Below are 19,948 nucleotides of genomic sequence, written 5' to 3'. Positions count from 1 at the left end.
TTGCAGGGGAGGAATTTCTTTCAACTCAACCGGTCGATCGCCTCAGGTGTCAGCGATCCCGGCACGATCATCACCGGCACCGGCAGCGCGCCCGCGTCGGTGCCGGAGAAGTGACTGACCAGCTTGCCCGGCGCGCCGCTCGCCGCCGCGCCCAGCACCAGCGCCGCGACATCCGGGTTCGCCGCGATGATCTCGCGGATCACCTTGGGCGCCTCGCCCTCGCGCACCGTGATCGAGGGGCGCAGGCCCGATTCGTCCAGGATCGTGCCTGCCGCGCTGGCGAGCAGCGCCTCGGCCTGCTGGCGCGCCTCGTCCTCGATCGTCGCCTGGACGCCGCCGAACGCGATAAATTCCTGCGGAGGCAGCACCGTCAGGATTTCGATGCCGCCGCCGGTCTTCACCGCGCGCCGGGCGGCAAAGCGCAAGGCGATGCGCGATTCCGGGCTATCATCGATCACGACCAGATAGATACGCATGGCGGCCCCCATTTTGTGACATACCGATGCCGTTACATACTATTTCGTGCAAGGCCATGACTTGACCGGGCGCAATTCGGGCGCAAGAGACGGGCCGCTACGGAATTGGTTTGCCCCGAGAGGACCTCCATGTCGATCGAGATCAAGATGCCCGCGCTGTCGCCGACCATGGAGGAAGGCACGCTGGCCAAATGGCTGGTGAAGGAAGGGGATACGGTGAAGTCCGGCGATATCATGGCCGAGATCGAAACCGACAAGGCCACCATGGAATTCGAGGCGGTGGATGAAGGCGTCATCGCCAAGATCCTCGTCTCCGAGGGTTCCGACAATGTGAAGGTCGGCACCGTCATCGCGATCCTGGCCGAAGAGGGCGAGGATGCCTCGTCGGTCCAGGCGCCGTCCAAGTCGGAAACCCCGGCTCCGGCCAACCCCATGCCGACCGACCCGACCGATCCCAACAAGACCGGTAGCGAAGCCAAGCCCGCCGAGCGCACGCTCGAACAGGCCGAGGATCACGGCAAGCCCGCTGATTCGAGCAAGCCGGCCAGCAACGGCAGTCGCGCGATCGCCAGCCCGCTGGCGCGCCGCATCGCGTCGCAAAAAGGCCTCGACCTGTCCGCCGTGACCGGCTCGGGCCCGAACGGCCGCATCGTGAAGGCCGACGTCGAGAACGCGCAGCCGGGCCAGGCCAAGGCCGCCGCTCCCGCCGCGTCGACCTCGGCCCCGGCGGAAACCGCCTCGGCCCCAGCCGTAGCGCCCAAGCCCGCCCAGGTGCCGGACATCCCGCACGAGGCGTCGAAGCTGTCGAACATGCGCAAGACGATTGCGCGTCGCCTGACCGAATCGAAGCAGCAGGTTCCGCACATCTACCTGACGGTGGACATCCGTCTCGACGCGCTGCTCAAGCTGCGTGGCGAGCTGAACGCCGGTCTCGAATCGCGCGGTGTGAAGCTGTCGGTCAACGACATGCTCATCAAGGCGCTGGGTGTCTCGCTGATGGCGGTGCCGAAGTGCAACGTCATGTTCACGCCGGATCAGCTGATCAGCTTCAAGCGCGCCGACATCTCGGTCGCGGTGTCGACCCCGGCGGGCCTGATCACCCCGATCGTGTCGGAGGCCGATACGCGTTCGCTGTCGTCCATCTCGACCACGATGAAGGACCTGGCCGCCCGCGCTCGCGACAACAAGCTGCAGCCGCATGAATTCCAGGGCGGCACGGCCTCGATCTCGAACATGGGCATGTTCGGCATCAAGCAGTTCGAGGCGGTCATCAACCCGCCGCAGGGCATGATCCTGGCGATCGGCGCGGGCGAGAAGCGTCCGTACATCGTCGACGACCAGCTGGGCGTGGCGACCGTGATGTCGGCGACCGGCAGCTTCGACCACCGCGCCATCGACGGGGCCGATGGCGCCGAGCTGATGAAGGTGTTCAAGGAACTGGTCGAGCGTCCGCTGGCGATGCTGGCCTGATAAGCCGGGGGCGGGGGCATGCGGGTTCGGACGGAGCTGTTCTATATCGGCCTGGGGCTGATGGCGGCGCTTGTCATGACCTGGGCCGCCGCCTGGGCCTATCCGCTCGCCCGCACCGAAATCTGGTGGTGCGGGGCGGCGGCGGCGGTCGCGACGGTGGCGATGGGCGTCGGCCCGCTCCACCGCGCCCGCATCGCCGATCGCATGGCGCGGAGGCATAGCGAACAATGAGCACGCTGCCCGATCAGAACCCGACCATCCGCGTCACGGCCATGCCGTCGGACGCCAATCCTTATGGCGATATCTTCGGCGGCTGGCTGATGGGCCAGATGGACTTGGCGGCGGGTTCGGTGGCGTCGCGCCATTCGGGCGGCCGCGCGGTCACGATCGCGGCGGAGGGGATGAAGTTCCACGCCCCCGTGCTCGTCGGCGACGAAGTGTCGGTCTACGCCACGCTGGTCCGGGTCGGCAACACGTCGATGACGATCGAGGTCGAAGCCTGGCGCCGCGCCCGTCACGTCGAGGATGCGACCAAGGTGACCCAGGCCCGCTTCGTGTTCGTCGCGACCGACAAGGACCGCAAGCCGCGCACCGTTCCGCCGATGGCGCATTAATGGCGCAGGCTGTTGACTGGACCGCAGTTGGCTCAATCGCTGGACTAGGTGCAATGGTTGTTGCTTGGCTGCAGTATCGCAGTAGCCGAAACAACATATCTAAAAATGCTGATGTTCTGTCAAATGCTGATAAGTCCGCGGTTGGGCGAGTCGATTTAACGTACCGCATCGTCAAGATATTTGGCGATATGCCAAAATATGTAAAATATCAGGGGGAGGGTGAGGATGTTGGTCATATTCCCTACTCCTTTTCTGAGGATGTGATGGGCGTAAAATTTTTGTTTGATAGCCCGTTGAAGGATATAGAACGGCCTATACTTTTATGTTGGGCTGTTGGTGAATACGCAAAAGTATGGTCATTTCGACCATCCTGGAAAGGTAATACGTCGAAATTGAATGTGACGTATTCAACGCAAGGCGGGATAATCTCCATCAGGATTGAGGGATTTCCTCAGGATGAAGAATTAGAGATTGATATTCTGCTCCAGGGCGGATCGCGATACGCCGTTTTGGAAAACCAAAGCATCTTCGTGAATTTGAAGAAAGACCGAGGAAATCTTTATGGCTGACACTTACGACCTTATCGTCCTCGGCTCGGGTCCCGGCGGCTATGTCGCGGCGATCCGCGCGAGCCAGCTTGGCCTGAAGGTCGCGATCGTCGAGCGCGAGCGGCTGGGCGGCATCTGCCTCAACTGGGGCTGCATCCCGACCAAGGCGCTGCTGCGCTCGGCGGAGGTCTATCACTATATGACCCATGCCGCGCAGTACGGCCTGTCGGTCGAGAAGCCCTCGTTCAGCCTCGACAAGGTGGTCGATCGCAGCCGCAAGGTGGCTGGCCAGCTGAATGCGGGCGTCAAGGGCCTGATGAAGAAGAACAAGGTGACGGTCGTCGAGGGCGTCGGCACCATCACGGGTAAGGGCAAGCTGTCGGTCGTCCAGGGCGACAAGACGACCGAGCTCGACGCCAAGCACATCATCGTCGCGACCGGAGCGCGCGCCCGCGACCTGCCCTTCGCCAAGGCGGATGGCGAGCGCATCTGGACCTATCGCCACGCGATGGTGCCGCCCGCCATGCCGACCAAGCTGCTGGTCATCGGCTCGGGCGCGATCGGCGTCGAGTTCGCCAGCTTCTACAACGACATGGGCGCGGAAGTGACCATCGTCGAGATGCTCGACCGGATCATGCCGGTCGAGGACGCCGAAGTCAGCGAGTTCATGACCAAGCAACTGACCAAGTTCGGCATGACCATCAAGACCAAGACCGGCCTTGAGAAGCTGGAGGCCACCGCTTCGGGCGTGAAGGCCGCGATGAAGGGCCCGGACGGCAAGGTCGAGACCGCCGAGTTCAGCCACGCGATCGTCGCCATCGGCATCGTCCCCAACACCGAGAATATCGGTCTGGAGAAGCTGGGCGTCACCACCGATCGCGGTCACATCAAGACCGACGGCTTCTGCCGCACCAATGTGGACGGCATCTGGGCGATCGGCGACGTGACCGGCGCACCCTGGCTGGCGCACAAGGCGAGCCATGAGGGCGTGATCGCCGCCGAAGCCATTGCGCAGGCGCTGGGCAACAAGGATGTCCATCCGCATGCGATGGACAAGGGCAATATTCCGGGCTGCACCTATTCGCGTCCGCAGGTGGCGTCGGTCGGCTTCACCGAGGCGAAGGCCAAGGAAGCCGGATACAGCGTGAAGGTCGGCAAGTTCCCCTTCATCGGCAACGGCAAGGCGATCGCGCTGGGCGAGGCCGAGGGCTTCGTGAAGACCGTGTTCGATGCCAAGACCGGCGAACTGCTCGGCGCGCACATGGTCGGCGCGGAAGTGACCGAGATGATCCAGGGCTATGTCGTCGCCCGCCAGCTGGAGACGACCGAGGCCGAGCTGATGGAAACGGTGTTCGCCCACCCGACCATTTCGGAATCGATGCACGAGTCGGTGCTCGCCGCTTATGGACGCGCGATCCACATCTGATTCTTGCCGATCGGATTACTGGAAAGGGGCTCGCTGCGGCGGGCCCCTTTTTCGTTGGCGCTGTTCCGTCGTGTCTCTCAGAGCAATTCGATCACCGACTCGCTGTCGCAGAGAGTCGCGAAGTCTGCGGCCAGCAGGCCCATGGTCACGTCGAAGATCACCTGTGCATCGAGCCCGGCCGAGGGCAGGTCGAAACCGATCACCGCGTCGGTCACCACGGTTACCGCAAAGCCCAGGTCGCTGGCCGCGCGCACCGTCGAATTGACGCAGAACCCCGCGACCGCGCCGACGACGACCAGATGGGTGATGCCTCTTTCGCGCAAATGGGTCTCCAGCCCGGTACTGGCAAAGGCCGAGGAGCTGGACTTCACGAACACTGACTCGCCCGGCAGGTCGCGTGCACAGGCCATGGGCGCATAGCCGGGGGCTTCCGGATGCATCGGCGAGGCGGGATCGGCTTCGGCATGGCGGACATGGATCACCGGGTGGCCCGCATCGCGGAAAGCGGTGGCCAGCATATCGATGGCAGCGGGGGCGCCGGTGTTGACGTGTGGTCGTCCGGCCTCGATCCGGTGCTGCATCGTCATTTGCATATCGATGATGAGAAGGGCGGTTTGGGATTCCATCGGCACTCTCCGACGCGGTAGCCACTTCGTAGGGACGTATCGCCGCGCTTTTGCGAGGGCCCTGCTATCGCCCTGACATCGTCGAGGCAATGCTGCCCCTTTTTGTCCATTGATCGATCCGTGGCCGTTCGGATTGCGCCCGAGTGAGGGCGGCATGCCGCATTCCGCTTGCGAAACATCCGGTTTTGGCCGCATCGGTCGCATTCGTCATGACCCGCGTTTACAGCCACCGCCTGCGCATTATTGTCGCGACCCTGATCCTGTTCGGGCTCAGCATCATCGTCTTCACGCCGGGCTTCGTCCAGTATGACAGTGTCGGCCAATATGCGCAGGCGCTGACCGGGCAATATGACGACTGGCACCCGCCGATCATGGCGCGCCTCTGGTCGCTGTTCGGCCCGCACGGTGCGGAGCCGATGCTGGTGCTGCAACTGGCCGGATGGTGGCTGGGGCTGGGGGCGCTGGCGGCGGCGATCGTCGACCGGCGACCGCGCGGTGCATTGATGGTGCTGGCGGTCGGGTTGGTGCCGCCCTGGCTCGGCTGGCAGGTCGCGATCCTGAAGGATGCGCAGATGACGGCCGCCACGCTGGGGGCGGTCGGGATCATCGGCTGGTGGCGGCTTCGGGGGCAGGCGGTGCCGCGCGGGGCCTGGGCTGCGGCAGGACTGTTGCTGGCCTATGCCGCTCTGGTCCGCGCCAATGCGATCTTCGCCATCGCCCCGCTCGTCGCGCTGCTGGTCACGGAGCGCTGGCCGCGCCGAATCGCGATCACCATCGTTCTGACCCTCGTCACGCTGGCGGCGGCGCCCTTCATCAATCACCGTCTGCTGGGGGCGGCGCACAGCGGTGTCGCGCGGACTCAGGCGCTATACGATCTGGCGGGAATTGCGGTGCGGGTGCCCTATGATCCTAGGCTAAGCTTGTCCCCGGCCGAGGTGGCGGACATCCGCGCCAAGCAGTGCGTAAAACCCTTTTTCTGGGACCCGCTGGGCGAACCCTCCCGCTGCGGCACCCGGCTCCAGCGGTTCGAGAAGACACCGCCGGGACGAATTTACGCCCGGCTTGTGCCTGCTATCCTGCACCATCCGCTGGCCTATGCCGAGCAGCGGCTGGCGCATGTCAACTCGACTTGGCGGTTCTGGGTGCCTGCACACTTGATCAACGCCGCGCCGCCGCAGGGGAGCGAACCCAATGACTATCATTTGGGACAGCCGGGCCGGACCGCGCTGGCCTGGCAGAAGATGGCGGAACTCTGGGTCGATGTGCCGATCATGTGGCCGATCGTCTGGCTGGTGCTGGCAGCCGGAGGGCTGGCGGTGACGCGTGGCCATGGCTTTGCGGGGGCGCTGTTCGGCTCGGCGCTGGGGCTGGAGACAAGCTTCCTGGTCATCAGCGTGGCGTCGGATGTCCGCTATCATTTATGGCCGATCGTGGCGTGCGCGCTGGGGATGATCATCGCCAAGCCGTGGCGGGGTGACCGAAGGATCGTGCTGGCGACGGGGGCGATACTGGTGGTCGTGCTGATCGTCGGCGGGATCGCACGCGCGGCCCTGCCGCTGCCGCCGCAAAGTTATGATGCGATGTTGATCTGAACCCCGAAGCCCGCGCGCGGCGTTGACCGCCCCGAAAGGAGCCGCGCATGGCCGACGATCACGAACAGGTGTACGCCGATTTCAAGGAGGCCGTGAACATGGCCCCGGCCGAGCTGGAGAAGTTTCTGGATACCGACGAGTCGCAGGATGTCGGCCAGAAGAAGGGCGGATCGGGGGAGAGTGTCGGCCATGAGTCGGGCCGCCGAATCGTCGAGATCAAGCGCAAGAAAAAGGCCGATCTGACCGACGAGGACTTTGCCCATATGAAGAAGGTGGTCGGCTATGTGCACCGGCATCTGAAGCAGGGCGGGCCGGACAAGGATGTCGAGCATTCGCCGTGGCGCTATTCGCTGATGAATTGGGGGCATGATCCGTTGAAGGATTGAGGGGGGTATTCCCAAGCTCCGTTCGGCCGCCGCAAAGTCGAAGGCCACAGTTACCGGGCCGCTCCGACAAAAGTCGCCACCCCGGCGCAGGCCGGGGTCCAGTTGCCACGACAGCCATGGTGTCCTCGACAACTCAACCCAACTGGACCCCGGCCTGCGCCGGTGTGGGTGCATGGCTTTGAGCGTGGCGCACGGTGCGTGACCTTGGACTTTGTTCGGGCCGAATGGAGGTCAGCAAATATGGGAAGGGCCCGGTCTTTCGACCGAGCCCCTTCCTCCAACCTCAAAATCCGGAAAACTCAGGCCGCGACGTCGTACGGCTTGATCTCGCCCGCCAGATACAGGTTGCGGGCCTTGGCGCGGCTCAGCTTGCCCGAGCTGGTGCGGGGTAGGGTGCGCGGCGGGATCAGTTCGATCACGCAGTTCATGCCGGTCACCGCGCGCACGCGCTCGCGGATTTCGTCGCGCAGGCGCAGGCGCTCCTCGTCGTCCGAGCTGCGGCATTGGACCAGCACGGCGGGGGTTTCCTCACCGCCCGGCGTGGTGATGGCGAAGGCGGCGATGTCGCCCGCCTTGAAGCCCGGCAGCTGCTCGACCGCCCATTCGATATCCTGTGGCCAGTGGTTGCGGCCGTTGACGATGATCATATCCTTGGCGCGGCCGACGATGTAGATATAGCCCTTGGACATATACCCCATGTCGCCGGTGTCGAGCCAGCCATCGACCAGGCAGGCATCGGTCGCGGCCTGGTCACGGAAATAGCCGACCATGACCGACGGGCCCTTGCACCAGACCTTGCCGATCGCGCCGTCGGGCAGGGGGGTGCCGTCCTCCTCGCGGATTTCGATCACCATGTCGCGCGCGGGCTTGCCGCAATTGACGATGGCGCGGAAACGCTGCGGCCGGTCGGTGCCTTGCGCGCCGCCCGACAGCTGGGTTTCTTCGACCAGTTCGACGCGAATGCCCTCGCCCGGCGGCATGATCGATACCGCCAGCGTCGCCTCGGCCAGGCCATAGGACGGCAGGAAGGCGGTCGCCGGGAAGCCCGCATCGGCAAAGGCGTCGACGAAGCTCTGCATGACGTCGGGACGGATCATGTCCGCGCCATTGCCCGCGATCCGCCAGCGCGACAGGTCGAAGCGGTCCGACGCCTTGGTCTGCGACGAGATGCGGCGCGCACAAATGTCATAGCCGAAGGTCGGCGAATAGCTGACCGACGTACCCGGATTGCGGCTGATCATGTCCAGCCACGCCAGAGGACGACGCGCGAAATCCTCGGTCTTCAGATAATCGGTCGAGACCTGGTTGGCGACCGGCGACAGGAAGCAGCCGACCAGACCCATGTCGTGATACCAAGGCAGCCACGAGACGCAGCGATCGCTCTCCTGAATCTTCATGCCATGGCTGTGCGCCGCCAGATTGTTGAGCAGCGCATGATGGGTGATCGCCACGCCATGCGGGAAACGGGTCGAGCCGCTGGAATATTGCAGATAGGCGATCGCCTCCGGATCGGCCTTGGGCAATTCGGTCTCGGGGGCCGCGCGGGTAGCAAAGCTGTCCCAGTCGATCCCTTCGCAGCCCGCAGCCTCGGCCGCCGCGCCCGCCATCTGGGCCAGTTCGGGCGGGAAGATCAGCATCTTGGGGTCGCAGCTGGCGAGCTGGACACGCAGCTGCTCGATATAGCTGTCGCGCCCGCCGAACGATGTCGGCAACGGCAGCGGCACCGGCCAGGCGCCCGCATAGACCACGCCGAAGAACAGGGCGGCGAATTCCGGCCCCGTCTCGGCGACCAGCGCGATGCGATCCTCGGGCTGCACGCCGCTGGCGATCAGGCGACGGGCGCAGGTCAGCGCGTCCTCGCGCAGTTCCGCAAAGGGATAGGGCCGCGACAGGGTGCCGCGCGCATCGTGGAAGTTCAGCCCACGCGAGCCCGATGCGGCATAGTCCAGCGCCTCGCCCAGCGTGTCGAAGTCGGCGAAGCGGCGCGGCAGCGCATCTTCGGTCGGCGTCGCGATGATGGCGCGCGCGTCGTCCTGATGGTGCTCGATCGTCATGGCCTTGCCTTCGTCCCTTATGCTTTTGCGCGCCCGCGGATCGTCAATCGGGCGCGGATGAAACTTTTGTGCCGCGGATAGCGGCTTCCCGCGTTCTAAATCCGGTGTCAGTGTGGCACAAACAAGGCGTGCCCGCCGATCGACGCCCGCCCAAGCCGCTTGACCCCAAATTGCTCGAGAGACTCGCGCTGCGTTACGTCGAACGCTTCGCGACCACCGAGGGGAAGCTGGTCGATTACCTGACCCGCAAGCTGCGCGAAAGGGGCTGGGCGGGGGAGGGGGCGCCCGACGCCCAAGGGTTGGCGGCGCGCATGGTCTCGCTCGGCTATATCGATGACCGCGCCTATGCCGAGGCGAAGGCCGCGTCGCTGGCCAGGCGTGGCCTGGGTGCGCGACGGGTGGCGCAGGCATTGCACGCCGCGCGTGTGGGCACGGAGGACCACGAGGCGATCGGCCCCCAGGTGGCGGAGGCGGCGCGTGATGCCGCCCTCGCCTTTGCCCGGCGCAAGCGAATCGGGCCGTACGGAACCGGTGAAGCGGACCGGGCGGCGCGCGACAAGCAATTCGCGGCGATGATGCGTGCGGGCCACTCGGTGGAGCTGTCCCGTCGAATCGTCGCGGCCGCGCCCGGCGAGGTGCCGGACGATGACGATTTCTGAACAGGCTCAATCGCCTGCGGGGATACTCAAGCCCTGATTTGACGGGTTCTTCCGCTCCGGCGTCCCGCTGCGGACCAGGAAAAATGAACGGCCTTGCATTGCGAGTGCGAACAATGATGCTAGCAAGGCGTACAAGGGTGCGATGATGCTGGATGAAACGCCAAATCAGGGGGGCGGCATCGACAGCGAAACGGCGGATACGGCCGTTGGTCTGGCGGGGGTCGTGAAATGGTTCGACGTGACGCGGGGCTTTGGCTTCGTGGTCGCGGACGATCCGGCATATGGCGACGTGCTGGTGCACTTCACCGTGCTCCAGCCGCATGGCCGACGCAGCCTGCCCGAGGGCGCGCGGGTCGAACTGACCGCGGTGCGCGGCGGGCGAGGCTATCAGGCACGCGACGTGGTGGCGATCGACCTGACCCATGCGGTGCCCGAACAGCCCCGGCGCCCGCGTTCCCCCGATCGCATCGATCCGGTCGCCTTGGTCGAAGGGGCGGGGACACCCGAGCCGGTATCGGTCAAATGGTTCAACCGCCTGAAAGGCTATGGTTTCCTGCTGCGGGACCGCGACGGCATGGATATCTTCGTGCATATGGAGACGCTCAGGCGCGGCGGCATCCTGGAGGTGGAGCCGGGCCAGCCCCTGGCCGCGCGTATCGTCGACGGTCCCAAGGGGCCGCTGGCGGTAATCGTGACGGAACGGGATTTGGGATGACGTATAAGGGTGTGACGGTCGCCGCGGCGCTTGCGCTGGCGCCGCTGGGGCTGGCGCTTTCGGCCTGTTCGGCGGGCACCTCCTCGACCGAGCAGACGAGGCAAAAGACCGCCGAGACGGTGGCAGTGACGATCATCACCGCGCAGGGCCAGCATAAATTTCAGGTCGAGCGTGCGCGCACCGCCGCCGAACAGGAACAGGGGCTGATGTACCGCACCGACCTGAAGCCCGATGGCGGCATGTTGTTCGCGCCCTATCCGCCCGAGGGTGGCGGCCCGCGCGAGGCGAATTTCTGGATGAAGAACACGCCCACCTCGCTCGACATCCTGTTCCTGCGCACCGACGGCACCATCGCGCGCATCGCCGAGAACACAACGCCGTTCAGCCAGACCCCGATCCCCTCGCGCGAGCCGGTGGCGGCGGTGCTGGAGCTGGTCGGCGGACGATCGGCGGAGCTGGGGATATCCGAAGGCGATTCGGTTCGCTGGGCGAAGTGACAATCGCGGCCTCACCCGCTTCCAATCTTTTGATCCACGTCATCTGAACACAGCCACTCCCCTCCCGCAGGCGAGTTTCAGGTAAACGATGCGGGGCATCGTTTACCTGAAATTGGGCGGGGGGAGGGCAGGGTGTCTCGCAGAGCTTACCGCTCGCGGCCATGCCCCCACCCCAAACCCCTCCCCCCTGCCGGGAGGAGGGGCTTTTACAGGCGCGCGAAAGGGCCCGGCCCGGTCAACGTCACGAACGCGGTTGAAGGGCGGCGAGAGCCGGGCTACACGGCGCATCATGGGCATCAACCTCAATCCCTTCACCTGGTGGAACGGCGCCACCATCGGCACCTGGTTCGGTCTGCGCGGCAAGGCGCAGGTGGGCGAGGACGCGCATGGCAACGTCTATTATGAAGGCGGTAGCGATACCGCCGGTCGCCCGCGTCGCTGGGTGATCTACAAGGGCTCGAACGATGCCAGCCGGGTTCCGGCGGAATGGTTCAGCTGGCTGCACCATCAGGTCGACGACGTGCCCGACCGCTCGCTGCCGCCGCGTCGCGCGTGGCAGAAGCCCGCGATTCCGAACATGACCGGCACCGCCATGGCCTATCGCCCCGCCGGCGCGCTGGAAAAGGGCGGCGTGCGCCAGGCGGCGACCGGGGATTACGAAGCCTGGACGCCTGAGGGGTGAAGACCTCGCGCTGGCTGGCCGGCGGAGCGCTGGCCGCCTTGCTGGGCGTCGGCGGCTGGTTCGGCTATCACGCGCTGATCGACAAGGGCGGCCCGGACCCGGCCGAATCGGCGGTCAGCCAGATCCTGCCCGACCGTCCCGGCGCGGCATCGGGAATCGAGTCGGTCGACGGCGCCCAGGCGGCCTTGCCCACCGGCGGCACGCCCATGGCCGAGCGCGTCGCCGTGATCGGCCTGCTCAACAAGCGCAACGGTGTCTCGCGTGACCTGACGCTGAAGCCCGGCCAGGCGGTCCGCGTCGGTGACGTGGTCGTCCGTCTGCGCGCGTGCGAGAAGACCGCGTCCTGGGAGCCGGAGCCGCTGACCGGCGCGTTCGTGCAGCTTGACGTGCGCGGCGCAGATCAGCGCTGGCGGCGGGCCTTTTCAGGCTGGCTGTACAAGGAGCGCCCGGCGCTCAATGTCGTCCTGCACCCGGTCTATGACGTCTGGACCAAGAGCTGCACGATGTCCTGGCCGGAGACGGGGCCGGATACCGTGCCCGCCTCGCTGCCGGGCGCTGCCCCCAAGCGGTCCAGTGCGGCAAAATCGCCCGGAGTGGACACGCCCGAGGCGGACGCTCCCGGCGCGACCACGCCCGCCAATGCGTCGGACAGCAGCGCGACATAAGCGTCGCGCCCGATCTCGACCGCGCCCATGGTCGACAAATGCGGCGTCTGGAACTGGCAGTCGAGCAGGCTGTACCCGCCGACCCGCAAACGGGCGGCGAGCCAGGTCAGGGCGACCTTCGACGCGTCGGTCCGGCGGCTGACCATCGATTCGCCGAAAAAGGCGCGGCCCAGCGCCAGGCCGTACAGGCCGCCGACCAGCTCGTCGCCGTCCCAGCATTCGATCGAATGGGCAAAGCCCATGTCGAACAGGTCGATAAAGACCCGCTCGATCGCATAGTTGATCCAGGTCTCGGGCCGGTCCGGCACGCTTTCGGCGCAGAGCCGGATGATCGATTCAAAGGCGGTGTCGGCGGTCACGCGGAACCGGTCCTGCGCCACCGTCTTGCGCAATGAGCGCGACAGGTGGAACCCGTCGAGCGGCAGGATGGCGCGCTTGCCCGGTTCCACCCAATAGACGTGATCGGTGTCGCGGGTATCGGCCATCGGAAAAACGCCGACGGCATAGGCGCCGAGCACCAGATGCGGGGTCAGCCGTTCGGCGATGCCGGGTTCCTCGCGACGGCTCATCCCCCGGCCAGCCGCTTTTCGATGAGACGCCACAGATCGGTATAGGCCTTGGCGGCGCTGCTGCGCGGAGCGAAGGCGCCCACCGGCGCGCGGTGCTGTCCCATCGCCTCGACCAGGCTGGCCATCGGGATGACCGGCCAGTCGGGATGCTGGGCCAGCGCCTCGGCATGAAGGCGGCGGCGGCGATCGACCATGACATGGACGGGAAGCAGAGGCACGCGGCCACGGACATGCCCGTCCACCACCTCCAGCGCGCGGGTGGAAAGCGCGGAGGGGACGACCGGCACCACCACCAGATCGACCGCGCGCAGCACCTGTTCCGTCGTCTCGGTCAGCCCCGGCGGGCAGTCGAGGATCACGCTGTCATAATCGTCCAGCCCCTCGACCAGCTTGCCCAGCCGCTTCTTCTTGTCGATCGCGTGGAATAGCAGGTCGAGCCCGCGCAGCGAATCGTCGGCGCCGACCAGCGACAGGCGGGGAATATCGGTCTGGCGGATCAGCCGTTGCACCGCGACATCGCGCGAGAAGATCGCCTGGGCCCGATCACCGGGGGCGGGGCCGCCGAGCAGCCAGGTCGAGGCCGCCTGCGGATCGAGGTCCCAGAGCAGGGTCCGGCGCGCGCACAGGCTGGACGCGCACCAGGCCAGGTTGACCGCCATGCTGGTCTTTCCCACCCCGCCCTTCAGGCTGTAGATCGCGATCGCGGCCACGGCGTTCCCCAGTCCCTCCCTGTCATGGCCCACGAAAAAGGCCGACGGAGATATCCCCGTCGGCCGGTTTTCGATCAAGTCCTTATCGTCGATCAAGCGACGTCAAGGATGGATTGAACGCAAATCAGATGTGGCAGACCTGTGCCGCCTTCTTCGGGGTGGTCAGGGTGATCGACTTTTCGTCACCCGTCATCTTCCAGCCGCCCTCGGCGGTCAGCGGCTCACCGGCGGCCGGGGCCTTCAGCACGACGGGCGTGTCGCCTTCCTTCAGGCGGACATTGGCCTGCTTGTCACCCTGGAAGAAGGTGACGAAAACCAGGCTGTTGTCCTTGCAGCGCAGGCTCTTGTCCGCCTTGATCGCGGGCGGCAGTTCGACCGGCGCGCGATTGGCGAGGACATTGGCCATGGGATCGGGGTTGGTATCGACCACCTCGGGCTGGCTGGGCTTGGAATTGCACGCAGCCAAAGCGAGCAGCGGTGCGGCGACGATGAGGGGGAGGAGGCTCTTCATAGCGGGGCGGTGCTTCGCAAATGCAGCAACCCGGCGTCAAGCATGACCTGCATGTCAGGCGTCGAATGACCCATATTTCGGGAGCGGGCGTCCCGCGAGCATCGGATAACCGCCATGCCTTCGCTTGCGGCCCCCCAAGCAAGGCTTTGCTTGCCGAGGGGCGGGGCAGAGGCCATCTAGCGGACATGCATGTGACCTCCGATACGCTGGCCCTGATCGGCAATACCCCGCTCGTACGCCTGAAAGGGCCGAGCGAGGCCACCGGTTGCGATATTTACGGAAAATGCGAGTTCGCCAATCCGGGCGCGAGCGTGAAGGACCGCGCCGCGCTGTTCATCGTCGAGGATGCCGAGGCGCGGGGGCTGCTCCGCCCCGGCGGCACCATCGTCGAGGGAACGGCGGGCAATACTGGCATCGGCCTGGCGCTGGTCGCCAATGCCAAGGGTTACCGTACGATCATCGTGATGCCCGAGACGCAGAGCCGCGAGAAGATGGACACGCTGCGCGCGCTGGGCGCCGAACTGGTCCTGGTGCCCGCCGCGCCCTATTCCAGCCCCTGTCACTTCGTCCACACCTCGCGCCGGATCGCCGAGGAGACGGACAATGCGGTCTGGGCGAACCAGTTCGACAATATCGCCAATCGTCGTGCCCATATCGTCGGGACCGCCGAGGAGATCTGGAACCAGATGGACGGGCGGATCGACGGCTTCACCTGCGCCGCCGGGACCGGTGGTACGCTGGCAGGCGTCGGCTTGGGTTTGAAGGCGCATGACGAGTCGGTGACCATCGCGCTCAGCGACCCGCACGGCGCGGCGCTGTACGATTATTATGCACATGGCGAGTTGAAGTCGGAAGGATCGTCGGTCGCCGAGGGCATCGGCCAGGGGCGGATCACCGCCAACCTTGAAGGTGCGCCGATCGATACCCAATTCCGTCTCTCGGACGCCGAAGGTTGGTACTGGGTCCAGCGGCTGTTGAGCGAAGAGGGCCTGTGTCTGGGCCTCTCCTCGGGCATCAACGTCGCGGGTGCGGTTGCTCTGGCCAAGGCGTTGGGACCCGATAAGCGGATCGCAACGATTTTATGCGATACCGGCTTTCGCTACCTCTCGACGCTCCACAATCCGGAGTGGCGGGCCGAGAAGGGGCTATAGGCGCGGGTCCTTTCTCGCGCCGAAGGTCGACAGGACATCGTGCGCAGGATAATAGCTTCCAGTTCCATGAGATCGACCGACCATCATCATATCATGCAGCGTGTGAAAGTCGGCATGATCGGCTTGGCTGCGGTCATTCTGCTGATCGGGATCGCCAGCACCATCCTGGGCTCGCTCAACCGCGACGAACCGGTTGTGGCCACGGCCGGGATCGCACCGTCCAACATGGTTGCCGACATGGCCGTGACCAACGCGGCGACTCCGGCCGCCAGCGAACCGCTCGCCGAGCTGGGGGTGGCGCCTGCCCCCGTCAACACTCAGGCCCCCGCCGCTCCCGAGCGCTGATCCGTCGGACAGCCATGGCCGCGCGTCCGTATCCCTGACGCGAATCAGGGCCGAACCGGTCTTTCTGACTAATCGATATTAAGTTTTGGTGATCCTTTTCTCCGGCGGTGTCGTCGGGGAAATGCGGGGATTTGCACCCGGAGCGGCGGTTTTCCGGCCTTTTCATGGGTTCGGGCGAAATGCCGTTCCCGTGGTGCGCCCAGTTGTTCGTCGCATAACCGGTCTTTTGGGAGTGGTTTCCCCGTTTATCCCCAAAAATCCCGTTGCCTCCCGGTTCTGCTATAGGTAAACCCGTTTCCAACAGAGGGGCAGGCTCACTGTGATCCAGAAATGGTCGGAATGCGGCGATGGCCGGATTCCGAGGCAGTGAGGCCGTGCGCGCCATGTGCGAGGTTGGCGTGTCCGATAGGGGTTTGTATCAGGGAAGTGGCATTGGCCTTGTCGACGACAAGGGTCGGGTTGCCATCCCCAATGCACTCCGGTCCACGCTGGCTCAAAATGCGCCGCGCCCCGACGGAAAAGATGGCGGGACCATCATCATCGCTGTCCACGAAACAGAGCGCTGCCTGATCGCCTATGACCCGGGTTATGTTGCCGTGCTGAAGAAAGAGCTGGACGCGCGGACCGAGATGTCGCGCGGGCCCGACGGCCGCATCGACTATAATATCAAGCGCGACCTGGCGAATGGCGAGGCAGTGCCCTTTGACGGGTCGGGCCGCTTCATCATGCCGGGCTTTCCCCGTTTCCATGCCGGGATCGCGGGGCACGCCTTTTTCTGGGGCACGTTCGACACCATCGAAATCTGGGACCCTAAGACGCTGGTCGAGACGCCGGGCCTGCCGGCCAAGATGATCTCCGCCGCGCGTTACCATTGCCAGGAAAAGGGGATCGCCCTGTGACTGGCCCCCTGAGCGATGCCCCGCACATCCCCGTCCTGCTCGACGAAGTGCTCGACGCGCTCGCCATCGCCCCCGGTGAGACGCATGTCGACGGCACGTTCGGTGCAGGGGGCTATACCCGCGCGATGCTCGGGCGGGGTGCCAAGGTCATCGCCTTCGACCGCGATCCCGATGCCATCGCCAATGGTCAGGCACTGGTTGCGGCCGAGTCGGGGCTGACCCTGGTCCACCGCGAATTTTCAGGTTTGGATCAGGCGCTCGACGCGCGCGTTGACGGTGTGGTGCTGGATATCGGGGTATCCTCGATGCAACTCGACCAGGCAGAGCGCGGCTTTTCCTTCCAGGGTGACGGTCCGCTCGACATGCGCATGGCGCAGGCGGGCGAGTCGGCGGCGGATTTCCTCAACACCGCCGACGAAGCCGCCATCGCCGACGTCCTCTATCATTATGGCGAGGAGCCGCGTTCGCGCCGCGTGGCGCAGGCGATCGTCGCCGCGCGCCCGCTGACCCGCACGGGCGAGCTTGCCGCCGTCGTCCGGCGTGCGCTCGGGTATCGCCCGCATGACAAGAAGGACCCGGCGACCCGGACCTTCCAGGCGATCCGCATCCATGTGAACCGCGAACTGGACGAGCTGGCCGACGGGCTGGCGGCAGCCGAGCGCGCGCTGAAGCCGGGTGGTCGCCTTGCGGTGGTGACTTTCCACAGTCTGGAAGATCGCATGGTCAAGCGCTTCTTCCGCGAGCGCGCCGGGCAGATGCCGGGCGGATCGCGCCACCTGCCCGAACAGGCGGCGGCGCGCGCACCCAGCTTTGCGCATGTCGGCAAGGCGGTGCGGGCCGGGGAGGTCGAGCTGGCCCGCAATCCGCGCGCGCGATCGGCGACGCTGCGTTTTGCGACACGTACGGAATCTCCCGCCTGGTCGGCGGGGAAGGGAAGGGCGCCGGGGGGCGAGTTGAGTCAGGAGTTGGGCGTATGACGGCGGCGTATCGGTTAAAGGGGATCGGGTGGTTCGGGAGCTGCGTCGCAGTCGTCCTGGGCTTTTACCTGGTGTCCTTGCAGGTGGCGGCGGAGCGCAAGAAGCTCGACGACGTCAACGTCCGCATTCAGACCGCCGAGCGCGACATCCGCGCGCTGGAGACCGAGTTCGACACTCGCGCCAACCTGGTCCAGCTGGAAAAGTGGAATGGCGATACGCTGGCGCTGACCGCCCCGATCGCGGGCCAGTTCGTGGGTGACGAGGCACAGCTCGCCTCGCTCGACGTGACGCGCGGCCCCGCAACCGGCGCGGTGCAGACCGCCGCCCTGCTGGTCCCCTCCCAGCCTGCTCCGGTCGTGCCCCTGCCGGATGCCGCCCCGACCCAGACCGCTGCCGCCGCCAAGCCCAACGCACCCGCCCCCGTCGTGCGCCTCGCCAAGGTCGACCTGCCCAAGCCTCAGGTCGTGAAGGCCGTGTCCGAGCGTGTCGTCGCCACCAAGACGCCCAAGCCCGCCCCGATCGCCACGGTGCGCACCGCCGCCGCCGTCGCCAAGGTCCGGCCGGAAGCCGTGGCGATGCTCGACCGCCAGCTGCTTTCCGACACGACGCTGGGTGACATTCTGAAAGGCGCCAAGTCCGAATCGCGGCGGCGGCGTTGAGCGTCCTGGTCGCGCGTCCCGCCGGAACGCAGCGTACCGCCGGCCAGCGCCACGCGCTGGTCGCGACGACGCATATGCGTCTGATGATGCTGATGATGCTGTTCGGCGCGGCCGTGCTGGTCGTGATCGGACGGTTGATGCTGCTGGCCGTGTTTGCCGGACCCGCCGATGCGGCCGCGCGGACCGCGACGTTGGCGGCGCGGGGCGATATCGTCGACCGCAACGGCGCGCCGCTCGCTCGCACGATCGACAGCTGGACGATCGCGGTCCACCCGAAAAAGCTGATCGGCGATCCGATGGAGATCGCCGCGCGCCTCGCCGCGCTGATGCCCGATCGCGGCGATCAGGCCTGGTTCTACAACCAGCTGACCCGCAAGGCGAATTTCGTCTATCTGCAGCGCCGCGCCAGCCCGACGCTGGTCGAGCAGGTCAACGCCATCGGCGAGCCCGGGCTGGTCTTCGACCGTGAGACGCAGCGGCTGTATCCGCAATCCTCGCTCGCCGCCCATGCCCTGGGCTTCCTGTCGACCGACGGGCACGGGATGAGCGGTATGGAGCGCGTGCTCGACCAGCGGCTGCTCGATCCGGCGCAATCGGGCAAGCCCGTCGCCCTGTCGATCGATACCCGCGCCCAGGCCGCGCTGGAGAGCGAACTCGGCCGGGCGATGAACACCTTCTCCGCGCGGGGCGGTGGCGGCATCATCCTGGACGTCCACACCGGCGAAGTGATCGCGATGGTCTCGCTGCCCACCTTCAACCCCAACCGGGTCGGCATGGCGGGCACCGAGGAGCTGCGCAACATCACGACGCAGAGCGTGTTCGAGCTGGGTTCGACCTTCAAGCCGATTACCATGGCCGTCGCGATGGAGAATGGTGTCGTCACCTCGATGGCCCGGCGCTTCGATGCAACCCACCCGCTGAAGGTCGGCGGCTATACGATCCATGACGAACAGGGCGATCCGAAGCGTTGGCTGAACATGGCCGAGACGCTGATCTATTCGTCCAACATCGCCACCGCGCGGATCGCCGACGAGATCGGGCCGCAGCGGATGCAGGCCATGTTCAAGAAGCTGGGCTTCGATACCAAGCCGGATATCGAGCTTCGCGAAAAGGGCCGTCCGCTGCTGCCGACCTATTGGGCGCGCACGACGACGATGACAACCGCTTATGGTCACGGCATTGCGGTGACGCCGCTGCATCTGGCGTCGGCCTATGCCGCGTTGGTCAATGGCGGCATCTGGCGTCCGGCGACGTTGATGAAGGTCGCGCCGGGTCATGCGGCGGCCGGCCGGCGGGTCATCAGCGAGGCGACCAGCTACAAGATGCGGCAGATGTTGCGCCTGATCGTGATGCGCGGCACGGGTCGCAAGGGCGATGCGCCGGGCTACCGCGTCGGCGGCAAGACGGGCACCGCCGAGGCGGCGGTGGCGGGCGGCTATGATCGGTCGCGCAACGTCGCTACCTTTGCGGCGGCGTTCCCGATGGATGCGCCCCGCTATGTGGTTCTGGCGATGCTCGACTCGCCAAAGGGTACGAAGGAGACCGGTGGGTGGAAGACCGCAGCCTGGAACGCCGCGCCCGTGGTCGGGCGGACGATCACGCGGGTCGGCGCGATGCTGGGCGTCGTGCCGGACGCGAACAAGGATATCGACGAGTCGGACATCCTGCCGACCCTGTGGCAGGATCCGAAGTCGCCGCCGGTGGATGGACGATGAGG

At 66.0% G+C, this 19,948-nt stretch carries 23 protein-coding genes and 1 pseudogene; 18 read left to right on the top strand and 6 right to left on the bottom strand.

All coding sequences use genetic code 11. From position 1 onward, the window contains the following. Positions 1–20: 20 nt before the first annotated feature. A complete protein-coding gene (locus SSA01S_RS08415; RefSeq protein WP_058718056.1) occupies positions 21–476 on the bottom strand; it encodes a universal stress protein in 456 nt (151 codons plus the stop codon). A gap of 129 nt (positions 477–605) precedes the next feature. Here SSA01S_RS08415 and SSA01S_RS08410 point away from each other — a divergent pair, with 129 nt between their 5' ends. From SSA01S_RS08410 to lpdA, 5 genes are read left to right on the top strand one after another with little or no spacing between them, the layout of a single operon-like run. Beyond that, positions 606–1,946, top strand: a complete 1,341-nt coding sequence (locus SSA01S_RS08410; protein ID WP_061780030.1) for a pyruvate dehydrogenase complex dihydrolipoamide acetyltransferase — start codon at positions 606–608, stop codon at positions 1,944–1,946. Positions 1,947–1,964: 18 nt separating this feature from the next. After that, positions 1,965–2,177, top strand: a complete 213-nt coding sequence (locus tag SSA01S_RS08405; protein WP_061780029.1) for a hypothetical protein — start codon at positions 1,965–1,967, stop codon at positions 2,175–2,177. Continuing rightward, the gene (locus tag SSA01S_RS08400; protein WP_061780028.1) at positions 2,174–2,560 is read left to right on the top strand and encodes an acyl-CoA thioesterase; all 387 of its coding nucleotides are present in this window, start codon (positions 2,174–2,176) and stop codon (positions 2,558–2,560) included. The genes SSA01S_RS08405 and SSA01S_RS08400 overlap by 4 nt, the downstream gene beginning before the upstream one ends. Continuing rightward, a complete protein-coding gene (locus SSA01S_RS19480; RefSeq protein WP_156477715.1) occupies positions 2,560–3,129 on the top strand; it encodes a hypothetical protein in 570 nt (189 codons plus the stop codon). The genes SSA01S_RS08400 and SSA01S_RS19480 overlap by 1 nt, the downstream gene beginning before the upstream one ends. Next, positions 3,122–4,534 carry a dihydrolipoyl dehydrogenase gene (gene lpdA / locus SSA01S_RS08395; protein WP_061780027.1) on the top strand — a complete coding sequence of 471 codons (1,413 nt, stop codon included), beginning with the start codon at positions 3,122–3,124 and terminating at the stop codon, positions 4,532–4,534. The genes SSA01S_RS19480 and lpdA overlap by 8 nt, the downstream gene beginning before the upstream one ends. Before the next feature lie 77 nt (positions 4,535–4,611). On the opposite strand, the gene SSA01S_RS08390 is transcribed toward lpdA, so the two are convergent. Continuing rightward, positions 4,612–5,160: an isochorismatase family protein gene (locus SSA01S_RS08390; protein WP_061780026.1), complete on the bottom strand. Its 549-nt coding sequence runs from the start codon at positions 5,158–5,160 to the stop codon at positions 4,612–4,614. A 209-nt stretch (positions 5,161–5,369) separates the two neighbouring features. Between SSA01S_RS08390 and SSA01S_RS08385 the strand changes: the two genes are divergently transcribed. Both SSA01S_RS08385 and SSA01S_RS08380 read left to right on the top strand, forming a co-directional pair. Further along, entirely contained in the window at positions 5,370–6,752 is a 1,383-nt protein-coding gene (locus SSA01S_RS08385; protein WP_061780045.1) for a hypothetical protein, read from the top strand. 47 nt (positions 6,753–6,799) lie between these two features. Beyond that, the gene (locus SSA01S_RS08380; protein WP_061780025.1) at positions 6,800–7,138 is read left to right on the top strand and encodes a DUF3140 domain-containing protein; all 339 of its coding nucleotides are present in this window, start codon (positions 6,800–6,802) and stop codon (positions 7,136–7,138) included. Between the two features lie 299 nt (positions 7,139–7,437). Here the strand turns inward: SSA01S_RS08380 and SSA01S_RS08375 are convergent, their stop codons facing one another. Continuing rightward, positions 7,438–9,192 (bottom strand): fatty acyl-AMP ligase, encoded by a 1,755-nt coding sequence (locus SSA01S_RS08375; protein ID WP_061780024.1) that lies wholly within the window; start codon positions 9,190–9,192, stop codon positions 7,438–7,440. Between the two features lie 128 nt (positions 9,193–9,320). Here SSA01S_RS08375 and SSA01S_RS08370 point away from each other — a divergent pair, with 128 nt between their 5' ends. The 5 genes and pseudogenes from SSA01S_RS08370 to SSA01S_RS19060 all read left to right on the top strand — a co-directional run. Then, the gene (locus SSA01S_RS08370; RefSeq protein ID WP_244885631.1) at positions 9,321–9,851 is read left to right on the top strand and encodes a regulatory protein RecX; all 531 of its coding nucleotides are present in this window, start codon (positions 9,321–9,323) and stop codon (positions 9,849–9,851) included. Positions 9,852–9,996: 145 nt separating this feature from the next. After that, entirely contained in the window at positions 9,997–10,566 is a 570-nt protein-coding gene (locus SSA01S_RS08365) for a cold-shock protein (protein ID WP_058735009.1), read from the top strand. Continuing rightward, positions 10,563–11,063 carry a DUF192 domain-containing protein gene (locus SSA01S_RS08360; protein WP_061780022.1) on the top strand — a complete coding sequence of 167 codons (501 nt, stop codon included), beginning with the start codon at positions 10,563–10,565 and terminating at the stop codon, positions 11,061–11,063. The genes SSA01S_RS08365 and SSA01S_RS08360 overlap by 4 nt, the downstream gene beginning before the upstream one ends. 289 nt (positions 11,064–11,352) lie before the next feature. Continuing rightward, the gene (locus tag SSA01S_RS08355) at positions 11,353–11,745 is read left to right on the top strand and encodes an NADH:ubiquinone oxidoreductase subunit NDUFA12 (protein ID WP_061780021.1); all 393 of its coding nucleotides are present in this window, start codon (positions 11,353–11,355) and stop codon (positions 11,743–11,745) included. Between the two features lie 206 nt (positions 11,746–11,951). After that, a pseudogene (locus SSA01S_RS19060) lies at positions 11,952–12,185 on the top strand (DUF2155 domain-containing protein); the annotation flags it as partial. A gap of 35 nt (positions 12,186–12,220) precedes the next feature. On the opposite strand, the gene aat reads toward SSA01S_RS19060, so the two are convergent. The 3 genes from aat to SSA01S_RS08340 all read right to left on the bottom strand — a co-directional run bounded on the left by aat (position 12,221) and on the right by SSA01S_RS08340 (position 14,200). Further along, positions 12,221–12,979: a leucyl/phenylalanyl-tRNA--protein transferase gene (gene aat / locus SSA01S_RS08350; RefSeq protein ID WP_061780020.1), complete on the bottom strand. Its 759-nt coding sequence runs from the start codon at positions 12,977–12,979 to the stop codon at positions 12,221–12,223. Continuing rightward, entirely contained in the window at positions 12,976–13,689 is a 714-nt protein-coding gene (locus tag SSA01S_RS08345; protein ID WP_061780044.1) for a ParA family protein, read from the bottom strand. The genes aat and SSA01S_RS08345 overlap by 4 nt, the downstream gene beginning before the upstream one ends. Before the next feature lie 124 nt (positions 13,690–13,813). Then, positions 13,814–14,200 (bottom strand): hypothetical protein, encoded by a 387-nt coding sequence (locus SSA01S_RS08340; RefSeq protein ID WP_061780019.1) that lies wholly within the window; start codon positions 14,198–14,200, stop codon positions 13,814–13,816. Positions 14,201–14,385: 185 nt separating this feature from the next. On the opposite strand from SSA01S_RS08340, the gene SSA01S_RS08335 reads away from it, so the two are divergent. From SSA01S_RS08335 to SSA01S_RS08310, 6 genes are all read left to right on the top strand, one after another. Further along, complete coding sequence (locus SSA01S_RS08335) at positions 14,386–15,351, top strand: cysteine synthase A (protein ID WP_061780018.1); 966 nt, start codon at positions 14,386–14,388, stop codon at positions 15,349–15,351. 93 nt (positions 15,352–15,444) lie between these two features. Further along, on the top strand, positions 15,445–15,696 hold the full coding sequence (locus SSA01S_RS08330; RefSeq protein ID WP_061780043.1) for a hypothetical protein: 252 nt from the start codon (positions 15,445–15,447) through the stop codon (positions 15,694–15,696). Between the two features lie 596 nt (positions 15,697–16,292). Continuing rightward, the gene (locus SSA01S_RS20060; RefSeq protein WP_240954607.1) at positions 16,293–16,595 is read left to right on the top strand and encodes an MraZ C-terminal domain-containing protein; all 303 of its coding nucleotides are present in this window, start codon (positions 16,293–16,295) and stop codon (positions 16,593–16,595) included. An 8-nt stretch (positions 16,596–16,603) separates the two neighbouring features. Further along, a complete protein-coding gene (gene rsmH / locus SSA01S_RS08320; RefSeq protein WP_061780042.1) occupies positions 16,604–17,572 on the top strand; it encodes a 16S rRNA (cytosine(1402)-N(4))-methyltransferase RsmH in 969 nt (322 codons plus the stop codon). Then, positions 17,569–18,231, top strand: coding sequence for a hypothetical protein (locus tag SSA01S_RS08315; RefSeq protein ID WP_061780017.1), 663 nt, complete (start codon positions 17,569–17,571; stop codon positions 18,229–18,231). Before rsmH ends, SSA01S_RS08315 begins: the two co-directional genes overlap by 4 nt. Next, on the top strand, positions 18,228–19,946 hold the full coding sequence (locus SSA01S_RS08310; protein WP_061780016.1) for a peptidoglycan D,D-transpeptidase FtsI family protein: 1,719 nt from the start codon (positions 18,228–18,230) through the stop codon (positions 19,944–19,946). The genes SSA01S_RS08315 and SSA01S_RS08310 overlap by 4 nt, the downstream gene beginning before the upstream one ends. Positions 19,947–19,948 lie beyond the last annotated feature (2 nt).

Origin of the sequence: Sphingomonas sanguinis NBRC 13937 (assembly GCF_001591005.1) — a bacterium.
GTDB classification, from domain to species: domain Bacteria; phylum Pseudomonadota; class Alphaproteobacteria; order Sphingomonadales; family Sphingomonadaceae; genus Sphingomonas; species Sphingomonas sanguinis.
Note: the sequence above shows the minus strand (reverse complement) of the source record. Positions and strands in the feature narration are given on the sequence as shown.

Coding starts and splice junctions, on each gene's coding strand:
- SSA01S_RS08330 (WP_061780043.1), top strand. CDS start 15,445: ATGCAGCGTGTGAAAGTCGGCATGATCGGCTTGGCTGCGGTCATTCTG.
- SSA01S_RS08415 (WP_058718056.1), bottom strand. CDS start 476: ATGCGTATCTATCTGGTCGTGATCGATGATAGCCCGGAATCGCGCATC.
- SSA01S_RS08365 (WP_058735009.1), top strand. CDS start 9,997: ATGCTGGATGAAACGCCAAATCAGGGGGGCGGCATCGACAGCGAAACG.
- aat (WP_061780020.1), bottom strand. CDS start 12,979: ATGAGCCGTCGCGAGGAACCCGGCATCGCCGAACGGCTGACCCCGCAT.
- SSA01S_RS08390 (WP_061780026.1), bottom strand. CDS start 5,160: ATGGAATCCCAAACCGCCCTTCTCATCATCGATATGCAAATGACGATG.
- SSA01S_RS08340 (WP_061780019.1), bottom strand. CDS start 14,200: ATGAAGAGCCTCCTCCCCCTCATCGTCGCCGCACCGCTGCTCGCTTTG.
- SSA01S_RS08400 (WP_061780028.1), top strand. CDS start 2,174: ATGAGCACGCTGCCCGATCAGAACCCGACCATCCGCGTCACGGCCATG.
- SSA01S_RS08410 (WP_061780030.1), top strand. CDS start 606: ATGTCGATCGAGATCAAGATGCCCGCGCTGTCGCCGACCATGGAGGAA.
- lpdA (WP_061780027.1), top strand. CDS start 3,122: ATGGCTGACACTTACGACCTTATCGTCCTCGGCTCGGGTCCCGGCGGC.
- SSA01S_RS08375 (WP_061780024.1), bottom strand. CDS start 9,192: ATGACGATCGAGCACCATCAGGACGACGCGCGCGCCATCATCGCGACG.
- SSA01S_RS08335 (WP_061780018.1), top strand. CDS start 14,386: ATGCATGTGACCTCCGATACGCTGGCCCTGATCGGCAATACCCCGCTC.
- SSA01S_RS19480 (WP_156477715.1), top strand. CDS start 2,560: ATGGCGCAGGCTGTTGACTGGACCGCAGTTGGCTCAATCGCTGGACTA.
- SSA01S_RS08360 (WP_061780022.1), top strand. CDS start 10,563: ATGACGTATAAGGGTGTGACGGTCGCCGCGGCGCTTGCGCTGGCGCCG.
- SSA01S_RS08405 (WP_061780029.1), top strand. CDS start 1,965: ATGCGGGTTCGGACGGAGCTGTTCTATATCGGCCTGGGGCTGATGGCG.
- SSA01S_RS08380 (WP_061780025.1), top strand. CDS start 6,800: ATGGCCGACGATCACGAACAGGTGTACGCCGATTTCAAGGAGGCCGTG.
- SSA01S_RS08385 (WP_061780045.1), top strand. CDS start 5,370: ATGACCCGCGTTTACAGCCACCGCCTGCGCATTATTGTCGCGACCCTG.
- SSA01S_RS08315 (WP_061780017.1), top strand. CDS start 17,569: ATGACGGCGGCGTATCGGTTAAAGGGGATCGGGTGGTTCGGGAGCTGC.
- SSA01S_RS08355 (WP_061780021.1), top strand. CDS start 11,353: ATGGGCATCAACCTCAATCCCTTCACCTGGTGGAACGGCGCCACCATC.